At 52.1% G+C, this 19003-nt stretch carries 17 protein-coding genes; 12 read left to right on the forward strand and 5 right to left on the reverse strand.

Annotation, left to right across the window (positions count from 1 at the left end; genetic code table 11):
* The first annotated feature begins 97 nt into the window (after positions 1-97).
* On the forward strand, positions 98-862 hold the full coding sequence (locus AB1K62_RS12330) for an SDR family oxidoreductase (RefSeq protein ID WP_367003930.1): 765 nt from the start codon (positions 98-100) through the stop codon (positions 860-862).
* A 142-nt stretch (positions 863-1004) separates the two neighbouring features.
* The gene (locus AB1K62_RS12335) at positions 1005-1937 is read left to right on the forward strand and encodes an NmrA family NAD(P)-binding protein (protein ID WP_367003931.1); all 933 of its coding nucleotides are present in this window, start codon (positions 1005-1007) and stop codon (positions 1935-1937) included.
* Between the two features lie 101 nt (positions 1938-2038).
* Here AB1K62_RS12335 and AB1K62_RS12340 read toward each other — a convergent pair whose 3' ends face one another.
* The 3 genes from AB1K62_RS12340 to AB1K62_RS12350 are packed head-to-tail and all read right to left on the reverse strand — an operon-like array spanning position 2039 to position 5822.
* Positions 2039-3058 (reverse strand): HupE/UreJ family protein, encoded by a 1020-nt coding sequence (locus tag AB1K62_RS12340; protein ID WP_367003932.1) that lies wholly within the window; start codon positions 3056-3058, stop codon positions 2039-2041.
* A complete protein-coding gene (locus AB1K62_RS12345; RefSeq protein WP_367003933.1) occupies positions 3058-3891 on the reverse strand; it encodes a peptidyl-prolyl cis-trans isomerase in 834 nt (277 codons plus the stop codon). The genes AB1K62_RS12340 and AB1K62_RS12345 overlap by 1 nt, the downstream gene beginning before the upstream one ends.
* Positions 3892-3917: 26 nt before the next feature.
* Positions 3918-5822, reverse strand: a complete 1905-nt coding sequence (locus AB1K62_RS12350; RefSeq protein WP_367003934.1) for a DUF3604 domain-containing protein — start codon at positions 5820-5822, stop codon at positions 3918-3920.
* A 179-nt stretch (positions 5823-6001) separates the two neighbouring features.
* On the opposite strand from AB1K62_RS12350, the gene acs reads away from it, so the two are divergent.
* The 10 genes from acs (at position 6002) to AB1K62_RS12400 (ending at position 17058) form a co-directional block, all read left to right on the forward strand.
* Positions 6002-7939: an acetate--CoA ligase gene (gene acs, locus AB1K62_RS12355; protein WP_367003935.1), complete on the forward strand. Its 1938-nt coding sequence runs from the start codon at positions 6002-6004 to the stop codon at positions 7937-7939.
* An 88-nt stretch (positions 7940-8027) separates the two neighbouring features.
* A complete protein-coding gene (locus tag AB1K62_RS12360) occupies positions 8028-9875 on the forward strand; it encodes a DUF885 domain-containing protein (RefSeq protein WP_367003936.1) in 1848 nt (615 codons plus the stop codon).
* Positions 9876-10135: 260 nt separating this feature from the next.
* Positions 10136-10978, forward strand: coding sequence for a DUF6597 domain-containing transcriptional factor (locus AB1K62_RS12365; protein ID WP_367003937.1), 843 nt, complete (start codon positions 10136-10138; stop codon positions 10976-10978).
* 130 nt (positions 10979-11108) lie between these two features.
* Positions 11109-11567 (forward strand): SUF system Fe-S cluster assembly regulator, encoded by a 459-nt coding sequence (locus tag AB1K62_RS12370; RefSeq protein WP_367003938.1) that lies wholly within the window; start codon positions 11109-11111, stop codon positions 11565-11567.
* Positions 11568-11629: 62 nt separating this feature from the next.
* Positions 11630-13090, forward strand: a complete 1461-nt coding sequence (gene sufB / locus AB1K62_RS12375) for a Fe-S cluster assembly protein SufB (protein WP_367004058.1) — start codon at positions 11630-11632, stop codon at positions 13088-13090.
* Positions 13091-13185: 95 nt separating this feature from the next.
* Entirely contained in the window at positions 13186-14022 is an 837-nt protein-coding gene (sufC, locus tag AB1K62_RS12380; protein WP_367003940.1) for a Fe-S cluster assembly ATPase SufC, read from the forward strand.
* Positions 14019-14777: a SufD family Fe-S cluster assembly protein gene (locus AB1K62_RS12385; protein WP_367003942.1), complete on the forward strand. Its 759-nt coding sequence runs from the start codon at positions 14019-14021 to the stop codon at positions 14775-14777. Before sufC ends, AB1K62_RS12385 begins: the two co-directional genes overlap by 4 nt.
* The gene (locus AB1K62_RS12390) at positions 14774-16045 is read left to right on the forward strand and encodes a SufS family cysteine desulfurase (RefSeq protein WP_367003943.1); all 1272 of its coding nucleotides are present in this window, start codon (positions 14774-14776) and stop codon (positions 16043-16045) included. Before AB1K62_RS12385 ends, AB1K62_RS12390 begins: the two co-directional genes overlap by 4 nt.
* Before the next feature lie 8 nt (positions 16046-16053).
* Positions 16054-16587, forward strand: coding sequence for an SUF system Fe-S cluster assembly protein (locus AB1K62_RS12395; protein ID WP_367003945.1), 534 nt, complete (start codon positions 16054-16056; stop codon positions 16585-16587).
* A gap of 108 nt (positions 16588-16695) precedes the next feature.
* Complete coding sequence (locus AB1K62_RS12400; protein WP_367003946.1) at positions 16696-17058, forward strand: iron-sulfur cluster assembly accessory protein; 363 nt, start codon at positions 16696-16698, stop codon at positions 17056-17058.
* Between the two features lie 176 nt (positions 17059-17234).
* On the opposite strand, the gene AB1K62_RS12405 is transcribed toward AB1K62_RS12400, so the two are convergent.
* Together AB1K62_RS12405 and AB1K62_RS12410 are read right to left on the reverse strand one after the other, a co-directional pair.
* Positions 17235-18164, reverse strand: coding sequence for an electron transfer flavoprotein subunit alpha/FixB family protein (locus AB1K62_RS12405; RefSeq protein ID WP_367003948.1), 930 nt, complete (start codon positions 18162-18164; stop codon positions 17235-17237).
* Positions 18164-18910 carry an electron transfer flavoprotein subunit beta/FixA family protein gene (locus tag AB1K62_RS12410; protein WP_367003949.1) on the reverse strand — a complete coding sequence of 249 codons (747 nt, stop codon included), beginning with the start codon at positions 18908-18910 and terminating at the stop codon, positions 18164-18166. The genes AB1K62_RS12405 and AB1K62_RS12410 overlap by 1 nt, the downstream gene beginning before the upstream one ends.
* Positions 18911-19003 lie beyond the last annotated feature (93 nt).

The following is a 19003-nucleotide window of genomic DNA, read 5'->3' on the forward strand; positions in this document are numbered from 1 at the left end:
CGTTATCCAACCTGTGGCCTGTTCATTTCGGTTTGGCTGATTTAAGGGTCGGTCCCATAAAACAACGGCCAAGACCGCAACGGGAGGATAATTCTATATGGATATTAAAGGCAAAATCATCGTTATTACCGGCGGAGCAAGCGGTATTGGCGCGGCTATGGCCCGGCGATTTGCGGACGCGGGGGCTAAACATATCGTTTGCGCGGACCGCGATCTGGCCGGAGCGCAGACCGTTGCCGCGGACATTGGCGGGACGGCAATACAGACCGATGTTTCGGTGGAAGCGGATATAATAGCGCTGATCGAAACGGTAGAAAATGACATCGGCCCGATCGGCCTGTTTGTGTCCAACGCGGGCATCATCATGACAGGCGGCGCAGAGGTCCCTGACGAGCAATGGGAAAAAATCTGGAACATCAATGTTCTGGCGCATATTCGCGCAGCGCGGGTGATGGTCCCCAAAAGGCTGGCGCGCGGGGGCGGTTATATGCTGAACACAGCTTCGGCGGCTGGTCTGCTCGCACAAATTGGCTCTGCGCCTTATTCCGTGACCAAACATGCAGCGGTCAGTTTTGCCGAATGGCTGGCTATCACCCACGGAGGTGAAGGATTGAAAGTGTCGGTGCTCTGCCCCCAAGGCGTCGATACGGCCATGACCGCCGATATTGACACATCTACGGTTGCAAAAGACGGAATGATGTCCGCAGATGCCGTCGCGCAAATTACTTTGGAAGCGATTGAAGAAGAACGCTTTTTGATCCTGCCGCATCCGGAGGTTGCTGATTATATCAAGCAAAAAGGCAGTGATCCGGAGCGGTGGATTACCGGGATGCAGCGCTGGCAGGCGAAGCTAAAAGGATGAACCGTTATAGGAGCACCGGCTTGGATTAGACGCTCCAATCGGCTGGTCCCCTAACAAAAGCGTCATGATAAAATGAAGCATTGTCCTTCGAGCCAGTGTCAGTAGCTTTCTTCGTATAAAATAATCAGAGGAGAGCAAGAAAATGGCATTGGTATCTGTCGTCGGCGCAACCGGGCGCCAGGGTTTGGCGCAAATTCGCCAGCTAGCGGTGGCTGGACACAAAATCCGCGCATTATCACGTAGCGAAACCCCGGATCTGGGCGGAAGCAATGCCGCAGATGAAGCGCGCATTTTTGACCTTCAGGATGAAGAAACCTGGGTGCCGGCTTTTGAAGGGTCAGACACGGTATTTTATACCCATCCGTTACAGGCGCGTGAAGACCGGGCAACCGTTGTCGGCCGCGTTGCTGCTGCTGCACAGAAAGCGGGCACAAAACGGTTTATCTGGAACACATCAAGCTGGATCCCGGAACGTCCCGGCGATCCATTTACTTATGGCAATAACACAATAGCTGTGAACGAGATATTCCGGTCCGGTGCGCCAGCAACTGTTTTTGGGTCTGTCCTTTTCATGGACAATCTTCTGACCAATTGGGCACGACCCTTTATTGTCGATGAAAACCGCTATGTTTATCCGCATAAAGCGGATCTGGAAGCCAATTGGATCAGTCTGGATGATGTCGGGAAATGTATGGTTGCGGCCATGGATCGACCTGATTTTGAAGGATCATGGCTGAATATCGGTGGGCCGCAGCGGTTAAAGCCGCCGCAGGTAGCGCAAACATTGTCCAAAGTGTTTGGTCGTGAAATCAAATATGATCCCTGCACGCCAAAAGAATTTGGTGATCTGTTGGTGAAAGCCTTTGGCGATGATGTTCCGGAAGAAAACCGTGAGACTATGGCTGCCGGTATTACCGCTTTTTATGAATATAATAACCGGGCAGAAACAAGGCCGTTTGAAGTTAATACCGATTTCATGCAACAACGACTTCCCGAAGTGGAATTTGAAACACTTGAACAATGGGCTGCGCGGCAGGATTGGTCAGAAGATGCACACAGGCCGCCAGCCGGATAATTTTCCTGTCTTCCCGAAAACCTTAGCCCAGGAATTTTTGGCGCTTTGCTTCTATAATCGAAGTAAGGCGCCATTTTATTGAAAATCTGTGCATTAGCGTGTCAGGCGATCATGCGTTCAAGGAACCAATAGGTAGCGATAATACCGATGGCATAGGATGTCGCAGCCTTGGCGGGGTATAGCCATGATTGCTGAAACCGGCGGATGAGAGCCAGAACTGCAAATGCGATTGCGACGATAATCAACTGTCCGATTTCTACGCCCAGATTGAATGTCAGCAACGCCATTGGAATATCAGTCTGCGGTAAGCCGATTTCAGCCAGCGCCCCGGCAAAACCAAAACCGTGAAGCAGACCGAACAGAAATGCCACTATCCATGGGAAACGCTCTGACAGCCGTAGTTGATAGGTTCCAGATGGTCCCAGAAGTTTTTGCTGTCTTTGTGCTTTGACGATTTCGACTGCCAGAAACACTATCGACAAAGCAATAATAGCTTCCACCGGCTGTGATGGCAGGGACAGATAACCCAGTGTAGACCCGATCAGGGTGATGCTGTGCGCGAGAGTGAAAGCAGTCACGGTTTTGGCAACCAGCCACCCGCCTTTTAATAATAGAACCAGCGCGACTACGAACAACAAATGATCAAAGCCCAGCACAATATGTTCCACACCAATGACCGTATAGGTCCATGCGACATTGGCGATGGCGTCCTCCCGCGCGATCGTGGCAATTGCGGCATCGGGCGTTAGCCGTAAAGTCTGTGTATCTTCATCCAGCGGGGAGATCCGGACCAGAGCATCGGTCGTGGATAGCTCCAACCCTTTCAGTCCGATGGATTGACCGGCGATGGAACCTGAGCATCTAATCAATTGCCGGGTCAGGATATTGGTGTCGACAAAGCGGCGTTTCGCGTCAGCGGCAGGACGGCATGCTTCGGGAAGAATTATTTCCCCCGTCTGGCCCAACCGGGAACGGGCAGACACTTTCCACAGCAACGCCCATTCGCTTTGCGATATTTGATTCAGCTCCACATAAGCGGGGCGCAGCTCATCCGCATGGGCGGCGGTTCCCGATAATAGCAAACCGAAGAAACAGCCAATGGCGAGTAGAAAAGCTTTCATTACTGTATATTCGCTTTTCGTCCGGTCACTTTGACATCATATTGCGAGCGATATTTTGCAAATGTTGCTTCCTCCATCCTGATTGTCTCTGCTGCGCGCCAGTCATTTGTCACAGTTTGCCGCACGTCATTCAGGCTAGGGGATTTACCGGGGAATATTTCAGATATTCTGACCAGATGTATGCCATAGCCAGAAGATATAGGGCCATGCCACTCCCCGCGCGGAAGTGTGTTGAGGCCGGCAGAGAAGGTTTCGCCAAACTGACGCTCAATTTGCGAAATCTCGGTCCGCTTGAACTTTGCAGGAAGCGCGATTGATTGTCCGACCGCGTCCGGTTGCACATTGCCCTGGTTCAGGGAGGCCAGCGTTGTTATAATAGTCTGTTCGTCCATCGCGGGATTTTGGCCAAGATAAATCTGCTCCAGATCATAGAGCGGGGCCATGGCATATTTACCCGGATGGTCATCCATCCATTTTTTCAGAACATCATCTGACGGATCGTCGCCGGTTGCTTCCTGATTATCAAGGAAGCGCATTTTGGTATAGAGCCGCCGCCGGATGAGCGGATCATTGCGATCCAGCCCCAGACGCAATGCCTCGCGATAATAGATTTCCTCTTTGATTTCCTGGTCAATCAAACCGTCCAGCTCTGCCTGCGTCGGGGCGCGGCGGAAATTTTGCACCCATCCGGTTTTTAATCGCTCAATATCGGTTTGATTGATACTGATTTCATATTCCGCAGTGTCACGGCTTGATCCGGTTGCCCAGAAAAAGCCGAACACCAACAATGATCCGGCCAGAAAATGGATCAATGGTTCTTTCAGTAGATTCATTATTTACGAAGCCCTCGATTTGAGCATCAGCCTTTTGTGGCTGGTGTGTACCAGATTGGCGAGGAATAGGCGCGTTCCTGCTGAATTTTAATCACTTCATCGGGTAGTTTCAGGCCGTATTTCAGCGCATCATATACCGGCCATGTCGGCGTCGGTATTTCCAATATCCGCACATAGTAAAACGCATGTTGCGCGGCATTAAAATCCGGATCCTGCCACCATGTCACCAATTCCGGTGCACCGATTGCATTGTCCCATGTGCCCTTGGCCAGATCAACAGTATTGCCGATCTTTGTCAGCTTCCCGTCGGTGCCGATTTTGCGATTTTCCGGATTGCTCCAACTGACATTATATATTTTCTCCCGGGATTCTCCATTGGCATCAACCCAGCCCTTGATGACCTGCACACGGTCGAGACTGGCGCTTTCTGGATCCATGAGCGCAGAGATCAGGAAACTGGGTGCTTTAGCGCTGCTCGCTTCCATATCTGTGGTGGTCAGGTCGCCGCCCATCGGCACACCTTTGGTATATCCGGCTTTGACTAGATTGCCGGTATCGCTTTTGGTAAAATCAAAGCTACCAAAGAACCGCACCTTCATGCGCGGGCCGGTGGTTGCATAAACTTCCCGCCGCATCATCGCGTCGAAAATCGCTTCTCGGGTGTTGCTGGTCGCCCAGACGGCAGCATAGCCGCTCGACAGGTAATGCCATCCAAAGCGGCCTTCACGCGTACCAAGATTTTGCGGCGCCAAAGCGCGATCCTTGACCCCCATTTCATTGCCGGTATGTTTGCCAAAGAAATTATCCTCGTCTGCCGTGGCAAGAGAGGTATGGCTGTCAGTGGACCCGATCATGCCGAATTTGAACGGATTAGCCCCCAACGCAATCGTCAGCTCAAGACCGCGTTTCAATGCCTCCCGAACATAGCTGCCTGCATAGGATTGTTCGTCCATTTCGCGGGTGCAGCTTAAATTGCACTCATCCCATCCAGCCACGCCAAAACTTGCAAATTCATCATTGGGTGAAAGGAACGGATGCGTTTCGCTATCCCCCTTCATCTGAGTGACTTCGACAATCGGTTCGCGCAGTGCGCGGGTTTTGATATAGGCAGCATCAATCGGACTACCATCATATTTGTTCATCGCGAACATGCGTCCATTGGACACATTGCTATTATGCGGAATCGCTAACACTTTGCCACCGGTGTCTTTTTCATACGCATCCATATAGTCCCAGAGTCTCTCGGGGTCTTGCGTGGTGAGCGAACCGAAAGGCAGTGTCCGGTCGGTCTTGTCGGTTCCATCGCGATACATGACGACTCGGTGAAGATTGTCCCCCTGCGGCATGGAGGTATATTCAAAACCCATGAAAGCGGTAAACACGCCGGGCCGGTTATAGCGTTCGACGATTTTACCATGGGCTTTCCACAAATCGCTGGTGCGCTCTTTCTGCGCTTCGGGATCAGTCATGGATGCGGGCAGTTTGCCCGTTGCCGCGCCGTCAATCAGCTCAGCAGTTACGCGCAGACTACCATCCTCGCTTTCGTGCATCATATCATGCCAGCGAAGCAGCATCTTATTGCCCCAGAGAGCAATGCGCGGTGCTTCATAAATGGCTTTGGTAGCGCCGATGGCATCGCTGTGATCGGCAATCACCAGAAAGTCGAGCGGGCGGTCAAGCCTGGCTTTCTCACCCTTGGATGCTGTTACTTCCTCACCACTGGCAAAGCGCAAGGCCGCTTCTGCATCCAGCCGGTTGCCAAAGCCAAAAGCATCAACGCTGTTATCAGTATGAAGATGGGTATCACCCCAAAAAACCTGTTCGGGATATTCGGTATTTACAACATCGGCAGACGTGCGGCGCGGGTCATCCTCTTTGCTACATGCTGATAAGGCTAATGCCGCGCAGGCCGCAAAACATGCTGTGCGCATCTTGACTCCCCCATCCTGTTTTATTCTGTAACTATAGTTTTAACCCTGTCTGTGCAATAGCGTGCCTGTATGTCCTCCATGCCGTAGCGTTATTCTACTATTGCTTAACAATACTAGGCTTGCGACGCTTTCCTCTGCTAGTAGTTCTGCCAAACAGAATCGATTCACCGGAGAGTAAGATGACCGATATGATCCAGCCCGATGCCAAGGCGACCGGCAATAGTCACTGTAGCCCGTCTGATTACCAGCGTCTTTATGACGAAAGTATCGCTAATCCCGATGCGTTCTGGTCCGAACAGGCGAAGCGTCTGGACTGGGTGAAGCCGCCCTCCATTATCTCGAACTGGTCTTATGACCCGGTTGATATCAAATGGTTCGAGGATGGCGTGCTGAATATCTGTCACAATGCATTGGACCGGCATGTTGATGCTGGTCGCGGTGATGTGACGGCATTGATTTTTGAACCGGATGATCCCGGTGATGCTGGCCGTACTTTGACCTACGCCGAATTGCTGGCCGAGGTTATTCGCATGGCTGGCGCATTAAAGAAACTTGGTGTTAAAAAGGGCGACCGGGTGACTATTTATATGCCGATGATCGTCGAGGGCGCAGTGGCCATGCTTGCCTGTGCTCGTATTGGCGCTATTCATAGCGTGGTATTTGGTGGTTTTTCTCCCGATGCACTGGCCGGACGAATAGAGGATTGCCAAAGCCGTTTCGTGATTTGTGCAGATGCAGGACGGCGCAGCGGAAAGAGCGTTCCTCTGAAAAGCAATGTCGATGCTGCATTGGAAAAAGAAGGCGCGGATGTGGATGCTGTTCTGGTAATTCAACATACCGGCAGCGATATTACAATGACCAAAGGTCGCGATCACTGGTATCATGAAGTTGCAGCCGATGTACCAGCCGATTGCCCATGCGAACCGATGAAAGCGGAGGACCCTCTCTTCGTTCTCTATACATCCGGTTCCACCGGTAAGCCCAAGGGCGTACTACACACCACGGCTGGTTATGCAATATGGGTGGCCTCGACCTTCCATTATGTTTTCGATTACAAGCCGGGCGAAGTGTTCTGGTGCTCGGCAGATATCGGCTGGGTTACGGGCCATAGCTATATTGTTTACGGACCGCTTATTAACGGCGCTACCGAAGTCATGTTTGAAGGCGTACCCAATTATCCTGATTATGGTCGGTTCTGGGAAGTGGTGGCCAAGCATAAGGTCAATATTTTCTATACCGCCCCAACCGCGATCAGGGCGTTGATGCGTGAAGGCGACGCGCCGGTAAAAGCCCATGACCGCAGCTCGATCCGCCTGCTTGGTACGGTGGGCGAGCCGATAAATCCCGAAGCATGGCGCTGGTATTATGATGTCGTCGGTGAGGGCAAGTCACCCATTATTGACACATGGTGGCAGACAGAAACCGGCGGGACGATGATTACGACCTTGCCCGGCGCACATGGCATGAAGCCGGGCAGTGCGGGTAAACCGTTTTTTGGTATCCAACCGCAACTGGTGGATGGCGATGGCAATGTACTAGAGGGCGTGGCTGAGGGCAATTTATGTATGACCGCCAGTTGGCCGGGTCAGGCGCGAACGGTTTACGGGGACCACGAACGCTTCATCCAGACCTATTTTTCAACCTATAAAGGCAAATATTTTACCGGCGATGGATGCCGGCGGGATGCCGATGATTATTACTGGATTACAGGCCGCGTAGATGATGTGATCAACGTCTCCGGTCACCGGATGGGCACTGCCGAAGTGGAAAGCGCGCTTGTTTCCCACCCCTTGGTCGCAGAAGCAGCCGTGGTCGGCTATCCGCACGACATTAAAGGGCAGGGGATTTACTGTTATGTGACGTTGAATGCCGGAGAAGAAGCCGATGACGATTTTTACGCCGAGTTAAGAGCCCATGTCCGTAGCGAAATTGGACCGATTGCTTCGCCTGATCATCTGCACTTCACCCCCGCGTTGCCCAAAACCCGTTCCGGTAAGATTATGCGCCGTATTTTACGCAAGATTGCGGAAAATGATTATTCCAATCTGGGGGACACATCCACGCTGGCTGATCCATCGCTGGTCGACGGGTTGATCGATGGGCGGCAGAATAAATAAGATCATCGTAAGTGTAATAAAATTGCACGCTTGGTTTGCGGACTGAAAATCGCCGGATAGCGATCCGGCAATGATAAAGGGAACTACAATGAAATATCTCCTTCTCGCTTCGACGGCATTGCTTGCTGCTTGTTCTTACGCTGATGGTGATGTTGCCAGCGCGAGCCAGCCGGTAGAATCTGAAAACCGAGCGCAAAGTCAAAGCGAGCCAGCCGCAGAAGACAGCGATATTAGCGCCCGCCTGGCCAGTTTCTTTGAAGAATATGACCAGATTGAACTGGCCCACTCGCCGATGACGAAAGCCTATCGCGGGATAAATGACGAGGATTATGGCAAGCTGGATGACCCCAGTGACGCAGCTACAATCAAGGAGTTTGAACGTGGTCAGGAGGCATTGGTCAAAATGGAAGCGGAATTTGACCGCGATCAGCTTAATGACGCTGACCAGCTTAGTTACCGGCTGTTTCAGGCGCGAGCAGCACGGGCGAGAAACGCATTTCCCTTCCGCAAGAACAGCTATATTTTCGATCAGATGAACGGAGCGCAAAGCTTTTTTCCGGCCTTCATGATCAATATCCACCGAGTTGCCAGCAAGGCGGATGCCGAAGCCTATGTTAGCCGCTTGAATGCTTCTGGCCGGTTTTTTGATGTGCTGGTTGCCCAATCTGCGAAACGTGCTGATGACGGCATTATCGTCCCGGACTGGGTTTTTCCTTATGTGATAAATGATGCCAAAAATGTGATCAGTGGCGCACCGTTTGACGATGGTCCGGATTCGCCGATCTATGCGGACCTCAAGAAAAAGGTAAACGCGCTATCCATACCCGATACGCAAAAGGCCGATGTGATTGCACGGGGTGGCGCGGCGTTAGTAAATAATCTGGCTCCGGCCTATGAAAAACTAATTACCGAGATGGAGCGGCAACAGAAAATGGCCGTCGATGGCGACGGTATCTGGCGGTTCAAGGATGGCGCGGCTTATTATGCAGAGCGGCTGCAAAACTATACGACTACCGATCTGACGGCAGATGAAATCCATCAGATAGGCCTTGAAAATGTTGCACGTATTCACGGCGAGATGCGCAAGATTATGGCGCAGGTCGGATTTGAAGGCAGCTTGCAGGATTTTTTCAAACATCTGCGTACCAGCGACCGGTTTTTCTACACCAGCCGCGAAGCGTATCTGGCCGATGCCCATGCTAAACTGGCGGCGATGGAAAAAGAGCTACCGAAATATTTTAACACGCTGCCCGAAGCGCCTTATGTGATAAAGCCAGTGGAAGCATTTCGCGAGAAATCCGCGGGTAAAGCATTTTATCAAAGCCCTGCGCCTGACGGTTCCCGGCCAGGGACTTATTACGTTAACCTCTACGACCTGAAAAGCATGTCGAAAACCGAACTGGAAGCACTGGCTTATCATGAAGCTTTGCCCGGCCACCATTTGCAACGCGCGATCCAGACCGAAATGGGTGATCTTCCGCCTTTCCGGAAATTTGGCGGTGTAACTGCCTATTCTGAAGGCTGGGGTCTTTATAGTGAGGAGCTGGGCAAGGACATGGGTTTCTATACTGATCCATATTCGGACTTTGGCAGGCTGGGCATGGAACTGTGGCGGGCTTGCCGGTTGGTGGTCGATACAGGGATTCATCACAAACGGTGGAGCCGGGAAGAAGCGATTCAATATTTGACTGAGAATACCCCCAATCCCGATGGAGATATTCGCAAGGCGATCGAGCGCTATATCGTGTATCCGGGACAGGCGACCGCCTATATGATCGGTAAGCTCAAGATTTTGGAATTACGCGAAAAAGCGCAAAAACAACTCGGTGAAAAATTTACTATGGGTGATTTTCACGATATTATTTTGAAAAGCGGTCCCGTTCCTTTAGATATAATGGAGGAACGGGTGGATAGCTGGCTTGCGGATTCCCGCTAAGCTTTGCAACCTTGTTGCACAGGGCTATTTGATGGATTTTCCGATAGCAAAAAAATAATATCTTACCGATGGCTACGGGATGTTTTGTCCGGATGAATAAAATGCGGATAAAAACCGTTGCTATAGGGTTTGCAACGTGAACTTCTATTCTTTGCGCTATGGATAATTAAATTAACCATGGCAGTTTTTATTCCTATAATTTTCGGCTATATAGAGATTACCAATGAAATTCCGGTTTCAGCCGGATTAAGGGGTTCATATTGGTTAGTCTGAGATATTTTGTACCGGCAGAGGACGTGCGGGACCTGGTTTCCGTCTACTATTTGTTTGAGGTTGAGCACCCCAGATTTTCTGATAGCGAACGTGCCGCGATTGCACAGTTACGCTTTATTCTTGATGGCTCGGCAGATTTAAGTTTTGCAGACGGCAAAACCTATTCGGCCAAGGATTCCATGCTGGTCGGTCCGTCCACCGGTGCGATGCATTTTGATATACATGGGCCGTTTCGCATGTTTGGAGTTGGTCTTTTACCAGCAGGTTGGTCCGTGCTTACACGAAAATCAGCGATAGATTTTACTGACAAAGCAGTGCCCGCTAACAAGATATGTACGGACGAGGTTGATAAAAGCCTGAACTTTCTACGAAATTGCGATGATGCGGACAGGATGACTGATTGGGCAAACCGGATATTTCGTGATTTGCGAAGTCAGCTCAAACCTGAAGTCGAGCAATTTACCAAAATGGTTGATGAATGGCTGTCATCAGAGCCGTCCCCGCCGGTCAGTGATTTAATGAAGCGGTCCGATCAAAGCTCTCGTCAAGTGCTCCGTACGGTTAACAAGCTTTATGGCATGTCGCCCAAATATCTGGCTCGTAAATATCGCGCATTGCGGGCAGCGCGAGCTTATGCGGAACATAATGAAGCTGAATTACTGGCGTTAGAGGATGCGTTTTACGACCAATCGCATATGATTCGGGAGATTAAGTTTTTTGCCGGAACCACCCCGACCAAATTACGGGTGGACGAAGGGGAAATAGCCAAGTTGATTGACAAGCGCGGCCTGTTGAAAGGTCATATTTCTACTTTGACCTCCGAAACGTGAACGTAACCAGTTTGCGATGAGCGTGATATTGGCTTGGAAAGCCAGCAAACCGCGCGCTAAAGTTGCAATCCTCTTTAAATACGACTAATTAAGTCCTATTTAGAGAATCAAGCGATAGTTGAGAGATTTTATGCGGCTTTCCAGCCTTGCCGATTATGCTGTAGTTTTGATGTTCGCTGCCTCGCGGCATTGTGGTGCTGCGCTTTTGACAGAGGGAAGGTTGAACACCTCAACGTTGTCACAAGAAACAGGTGTTCCTTTGCCAACAGCGCAAAAACTAGTCAGCCGCTTATCCGCGGCTGGTCTGATCGAATCGACGCGCGGTATTGGCGGCGGCATCAGATTGGCACGCCCACCGGCTTCGATCAGCCTTGCCGCTATTGTCGAGGCGGTTGACGGGCCGCTGGCAATCACCAGCTGCATGATTGAGGGTAATCACGACTGCAAGCTGGAAGATGGCTGCACCGTTAAACCGCATTGGAATGTGTTGAACCAAGCCATCAAGAAAGCGCTGGACGATGTGAGTCTGGCAAGCCTGGCAGAAATGCCAGCAGCAGAGAAAACGAAAACCATGGAAAAAGCGTTATGAGCGAAGCAATGAAAACAGATGTCCAAGAGCGAGAGATTCAGGAACGCGAAGAGCGGGCGGCGATGAATGCCGAAGCGCAAGCAGCGGTGGACAATGCCAGCACTTATGAATTTGGCTGGTCATCCGATATTGAACAGGATTTTGCGCCCAAGGGCCTTAACGAAGATACGGTCCGGTTCATTTCTGATAAAAAGGGTGAGCCGGAATGGATGCTTGATTGGCGTCTGAAAGCATTTCGTATGTGGGAAAGGATGGAAGCTCCCGACTGGGCGAAACTTGATATCCCGATGATCGATTATCAGGACGCTTATTATTACGCCGAACCAAAGGCAAAGCCCAAGCTGAACAGTCTGGACGAAGTCGATCCCGAAATTCTGCGTGTTTATGAAAAGCTTGGTATTCCGATTGAAGAGCAGAAAGTGCTCGCCGGGGTTGAAGGCGCGCGCAAGGTGGCTGTGGACGCGGTGTTCGACAGCGTATCGGTCGCAACTACATTTCGTCACGAACTGGAAGAAGCCGGCGTTATTTTCCGCTCTATCTCGGAAGCGATCAGGGAATATCCCGATCTTGTCCGCAAATATCTGGGCAAAGTTGTTCCCATGCAGGATAATTATTTCGCCACGCTCAACTGCGCGGTGTTTAGCGACGGAACCTTTGTTTATATTCCCAAGGGTGTGCGATGCCCGATGGAGCTTTCTACCTATTTCCGTATCAACGCGGAAAACACAGGACAGTTTGAACGCACCCTGATCATTGCCGAAGAGGGCAGCCATGTCAGCTATCTTGAAGGCTGCACCGCACCGATGCGCGATGAAAACCAGCTGCATGCCGCAGTGGTCGAACTGATCGCCATGGATGATGCAGAGATTAAATATAGCACCGTTCAGAACTGGTATCCCGGTGATGAAAACGGCAAGGGCGGTATTTATAACTTCGTGACCAAGCGCGGCCTGTGTCAGGGCAAGAACAGCAAAATCAGCTGGACCCAGGTTGAAACCGGCAGCGCCGTGACATGGAAATACCCAAGCTGTGTGTTGAACGGTGAAAACAGCGTCGGCGAATTTTATTCGGTCGCGCTGACCAACAATTATCAGCAGGCCGATACCGGCACCAAGATGATCCATAATGGTAAGAACAGCCGTTCAACCATCATTTCCAAAGGGATTAGCGCTGGCAACAGCAACAATACCTATCGTGGTCTGGTGCGGGTCGGCCCAAATGCCGAAAATGTGCGAAACTTTACCCAGTGTGATTCCCTGTTGCTGGGCGAAAAATGCGGCGCGCACACTGTCCCCTATATTGAGGTGAAAAACCCGACAGCGCAGATCGAGCATGAGGCAACGACCAGCAAAATCAGCGACGACCAGATGTTCTATGCCCAGCAACGCGGGTTGGACGAGGAGGAAGCGGTGTCCCTGATCGTCAACGGTTTTGCGAAAGATGTGCTGAAACAATTGCCGATGGAATTTGCCGTCGAAGCGCAAAAATTGCTGGCGATCTCGCTCGAAGGAAGTGTGGGGTAATGTTTCGCGTGATGTTCGTTATGCCGGATTTGTTTCATAGCGACGAAATTTGACTGCCTCAGGACAACTCTAAATATTCATTGAAAAGAAAAAATATGCTGAAAATTGAAAATCTTCACGCCAAGGTCGGCGACACAGAAATCCTCAAAGGACTTTCCCTCGAATTGAATGCGGGTGAAATTCACGCCATCATGGGGCCGAACGGCTCGGGTAAATCGACGCTGTCTTATACGCTGGGCGGACGGCCCGGTTATGAAGTTACCGAGGGAAGCGTAACCTTCCGGCCCAATACCGTTAGTGGTGAGCCTGTCGAACCACGCCTATCGGACGAGAAGCGCCCTTCGACAAGCTCAGGGCTAACGGGTTCAAACGCCGGAGAGTTGGATCTGCTGGAGCTTGATCCGCATGAACGCGCCGCAGCGGGCGTTTTTCTTGGTTTCCAATATCCGGTTGAAATTCCTGGTGTATCAAATCTGCAATTCCTGCGTGAAAGCGTCAACAGCCAGCGCAAATCGCGCGGCGAAGACCCGTTATCGGGTGCAGAGTTTATCAAGCTGGCTAAAGAAAAAGCAGGCTTGCTGAAAATGGACATGGACATGCTGAAACGCGCGGTCAACGTCGGCTTCTCCGGCGGAGAGAAAAAGCGTAACGAAATGGTCCAGATGGGGATTATTGATCCCAGACTGGCTGTTCTCGACGAAACCGATAGCGGCCTTGATATTGATGCGCTGCGTACTGTGGGTTCGGGAATTAACGCCATCATGCGTAAGCCTGACAAGGCCGTACTGTTGATTACCCACTATCAGCGCCTGCTTGAGATTGTGAAGCCTGATTTTGTCCATGTGCTTGTCGCTGGCCGGATTGTGAAAACCGGCGGAGCGGAACTGGCGCTGGAGCTGGAAGAAGAAGGCTATGAGGCGGTGGCGGCATGAGCGCGCTTTTACCCCTTCCTACCAAGCGCGATGAGGCGTGGCGCTATGGCGATCTGAAAGCGCTCGAACCTGTCTGGTCCAGACTGGCCGGACCGGAGCAGATTGTTGTTCCTGCCGGTGAATCCGTTTCCCGCCAGATTACATCATTACCAGTTGATGAGGGTGTTGGCGTAGTCAATCTCGACATAGATATTGGCGATCATGCACAATTCGCCTTGCACATGTTGGTGAACGCCGCCGATTATGGCCGTATTCAGGTCACTGCGACGCTTGGTAAGGGCGCGCATTTTGAACTGGGCGGAGCGATACTGGGGTCCGGTAAGCAGACATTGGAAATCGTCACGGAAGTCATCCACGCACAGCCGAACGGAACGTCCAATCAAGTGGTGCGCTCTGTTCTTGCAGAAAAAGCGACTGGCAGTTTTCTGGGCAAAGTGAATGTTGAGCGCGATGCGCAGAAAACCGATGCGGCACAATCAGTCAAGGCGATGCTGCTGGACCGCACAGCGACGGCCAATGCCAAGCCAGAGCTGGAAATTTTTGCAGATGATGTAAAATGTGCACATGGCGCCACTGTCGGCGAGCTTGATAAGCAGGCGCTTTTCTACATGGCTGCGCGCGGGTTACCGCCGGAACAGGCGCAAAAATTGATGCTGCATGCATTTATCGCCGACGCATTTGTCAGCATGGATGACGATGCGGCGCGCGAAGAGATTGAAGGTCAGGCACTGGGAGCGCTGGAGGATTTGTTATGAATGCCGTACCGCCTATTGCCCCTGCGGCCAAGGCTCCCCCGATAGCGCGCTGGGAGAACGAAGGAGGAGCGCTTAACGCTGTTTCCCGCCGTGATGATTTCCCTGGCATTTCAAAGGGATGGCATTATCTTGATACCGCTGCGACCGCTCAAAAGGCCCAGCCGGTTCTTGACGCCATAGCGCGTGCCTATGGCCCTGATTATGCGACGGTCCATCGGGGCGTTTACGAACGCTCCGCCAATATGACGCTGGCCTATGAAGCGGCGCGAAAGCGGATTGCCGGTTTCCTGAATGCGGCAAGCGAGAATGAAATTATTTTCACCAGCGGCGCGACCGACGGCATCAATCTGGTGGCGGAAAGCTGGGGCAATGCGAATATCGGCAAAGGCGACCGCATCATGCTGTCGCAGTTGGAGCATCATAGCAACATCGTTCCGTGGCAATTGCTGGCCCAGCGGACGGGCGCACATATTGATGTCGCGCCCCTCACGGCGGAAGGCCAGATTGATCTCGACGCAATGGAAACCATGCTGACCGAGCAGCACAAGATAGTTGCCTTGGCCCATGTCTCGAACGTGCTCGGTTCTTTACTGGACGCAAAGCGCGCCGCAGCCATGGCTCATAAAGTCGGCGCAAAACTGTTGCTTGATGGCTGTCAGGCGGCACCGCGATTGCCGGTGGATGTGCAAGACATTGGCTGTGACTTTTACGTGTTTTCCGCTCACAAGATTTATGGCCCGACCGGCATCGGCGCGTTGTGGGCGCCTTATGATATTCTTGACGCTATGCCCCCGTGGAAGGGCGGCGGATCGATGATTGACCGGGTGAGTTTTGACGGCACGACCTTTGCGCCGCCACCGGGCCGGTTTGAAGCTGGAACGCCGCATATTTCAGGTGTTGTCGGGCTGGACGCCGCGATCCAATATGTCGAAGAGATCGGGCTGGATGTGATTTCAGCGCATGAAAACGCCACGCTGGCGCTGGCGCGTGAGGCCCTCTCCACCATTGATAATGTGCGGGTATTTGGGCCTGACAAGGGCATGGGCATATTAAGTTTTGCCGTAGGAGACGTGCATCCGCATGATGTTGCCACTATATTGGATGAAGGCAATGTCGCTATTCGTGCCGGGCATCATTGCGCGCAGCCATTGATGGATCATATGGGCGTTCCGGCGACGGCACGCGCGAGTTTTGGTATTTACAGCGATGCCGAGGATGTCGCTGCTCTGGCCCGGGGTGTGGAGCGGGTATTAAAGATTTTCGGGTAGGAAAAATTATGAACGAAGAACGCAAAATATTGGTTGAAGAAGTCGACAGCGTTGAAAAACCGCGTTTGGCGAAAGTAGAGGACGCGGTGGACGATACGGCTGATGAAAAGCCCACGAAGGTAATGGCTCCTTCTCCCTATGAAGCGGAAAGCGATTCGAGCAAGTTAAGCCGCAAACGTGATTATCTGGAAGGCTTTCTAGCACAAAAACCCACGGAAACTCCGTCCGGTGAAGCTGGCGGTGACCTTTATGAAGCGGTTATTGATACGCTGAAATCCATTTATGATCCGGAAATTCCGGTGAATATCTATGACCTTGGGCTGATCTACGGGGTGGAGATTACTCCCGATAATCATGCTATAGTCACTATGACGTTGACGACGCCCCATTGCCCGGTGGCCGAATCCATGCCCGGCGAAATTGAAATGCAGGTCGGCAGCGTTCCCGGTGTGGGCCATTCCGAAGTGAACCTCGTCTGGGACCCGCCATGGGACCCTCAGAAAATGAGCGACGAGGCCAAACTGGAACTGGGGATGTTATAACTAATAGCCCCTCCTCTTCAGGGGAGGGGTTGGGGTGGGGGAAATACGATATACCTCCCCCTCCCTTATTCCCTCCCCTGAACGGGAGGGAGAATTTGGAGTAAGAATATGTCCGATGTAAAAACCAAAACACGTGAAATTCCCGCAGCGATCACCCTGACACCCGCGGCAGAACAGCGCGTAGCTGATTTGATGGCCAAGGCGCCGGACGACGTCATCGGCGTAAAACTGTCCACTCCGCGCAGGGGCTGTTCGGGGCTGGCTTATTCGGTTGATTATGTGACCGAAGAAGTGAAGTTTGACGAAAAAATCGAAACCCCCGGCGGCACATTCTATGTCGATGGCCCCAGCGTGCTCTATCTGATCGGTTCAACCATGGACTGGCAAGAAGACGATTTCACCGCAGGCTTCGTATTCAGCAACCCCAATTCCAAAGGCGATTGCGGCTGCGGGGAGAGTTTTACTGTATAGAGGGTTTCGACCAAAGTGGTACTTTGGTCGAGGTTAAGTATTCCGGACGCTTTCGGCACCCTCTCGTTCCAGCCTTATTATTTGAACAGCAACAAAAAACCCCAGTGTGTAAGCACCGGGGTTTTTCAATTTCGTCATCAGCATGATGAGAGGGGCGCCGCTAAAGCGCGTCGTTCTTAAAGCTTTTCCGTCAATTCCGGAACGGCGTTGAACAGGTCTGCGACCAGTCCGATGTCTGCAATCTGGAAAATCGGGGCGTCTTCGTCTTTGTTGATTGCGACGATGGTTTTGGAATCTTTCATCCCTGCCAGATGCTGGATCGCGCCGGAGATGCCGATAGCGATGTAAACTTCCGGAGCGACGATCTTGCCGGTTTGGCCGACCTGATAGTCGTTGGGGACATAGCCCGCATCAACCGCAGCGCGCGATGCGCCGATGCCAGCGCCGAGTTTGTCGGCAAGCGGGGTGATGACTTCTTCGAATTTCTCCGAAGAACCCAATGCGCGGCCACCCGAAACGATGATTTTTGCGCTGGTCAGTTCAGGACGTTCCGACTCGGCGATTTCTTCGCTGACGAAGCTCGACAGACCTGCATCACTTGCGCCGCTGACAGCTTCGATTGCAGCAGAACCGCCTTCGGTAGCGGCTTTGTCAAAAGCTGTTCCGCGAACGGTAATGACTTTTTTTGCATCCGACGTTTTGACCGTGGCGATGGCGTTGCCGGCATAAATGGGCCGGGTGAACGTATCTTCGCTTTCGACCGAGAGAATGTCGGAAATCTGCATTACGTCGAGCAGGGCCGCGACGCGCGGTGCGATGTTTTTGCCGGTGGTGGTGGCGGGCGCCAGGAAAGCGTCATGGCTGTCCATCAGGCTAACGACCAGCGGCGCAACATTTTCGGCAAGCTGGTTAGCAAGCGATGCGTCATCCGCGACGTGCACGGTGCTGACACCGGCAACTTTGGCTGCCTGTTCGCCAACGCTGGCGCAATCAGAGCCGACGACAAGCGCGTGGACTTCGCCAAGCTGCGATGCAGCCGTAACGACGGCCAGCGTCGCGTCTTTCATATTTGCATTGTCATGTTCAACAAGTACGAGCGTTTTCATTATATGGCTCCCACAGCTTTAAGTTTGGCGACCAGCGCATCCACATCTTCAACCTTCTCACCGGCCTGACGGACAGGCGGTTCGGAAACATTGGTGGTGGTCAGACGCGGAGCGATGTCAACGCCGTAATCGGCTGGTGTTTTCTCATCCATCGGCTTTTTCTTTGCCTTCATGATGTTCGGCAGTGACGCGTAGCGCGGCTCATTGAGACGCAGGTCAGTGGTGACCACAGCGGGGAGGTTCAATTTGACCGTTTGCAGACCGCCATCAATTTCACGCTTCACGGCAACGCTGTCACCGTCAATTTCCACGGTGTTGGCAAATGTGCCTTGACCCCAGCCAAGCAGAGCAGCGAGCATTTGGCCGGTCTGGTTGCTGTCATCGTCAATCGCCTGTTTGCCGGTAATTACCAGTTGAGGTGATTCTTCTTCAACAATTTTTGCAAGGATTTTCGCAACGCCAAGCGGCTCGACTTCTTCGTCGGTCACAACCAATATGGCGCGGTCAGCACCCATGGCCAGAGCGGTGCGGAGAGTTTCCTGCGCCTTTTGCGGGCCAACAGAAACCGCAACGATTTCCTCTGCTTTGCCTGCTTCTTTCAGGCGAATCGCTTCTTCAACGGAAATTTCGTCAAACGGGTTCATCGACATTTTCACATTGGCAAGGTCAACACCGCTGCCATCGGACTTTACCCGTGGTTTTACGTTATAGTCTATCACCCGTTTTACGGGGACGAGGATTTTCATTGCTGTTTCCTTCATTAAATTTCTGCGGACGCCTTAACTTACGTTCACGTAAACGTCAAACCCCTGATGCAGCTCGGACCAAGGCAGTTTCAG

The sequence above is a fragment of the Parasphingorhabdus sp. JC815 genome, assembly GCF_040717415.1.
Lineage (GTDB): Bacteria > Pseudomonadota > Alphaproteobacteria > Sphingomonadales > Sphingomonadaceae > Parasphingorhabdus.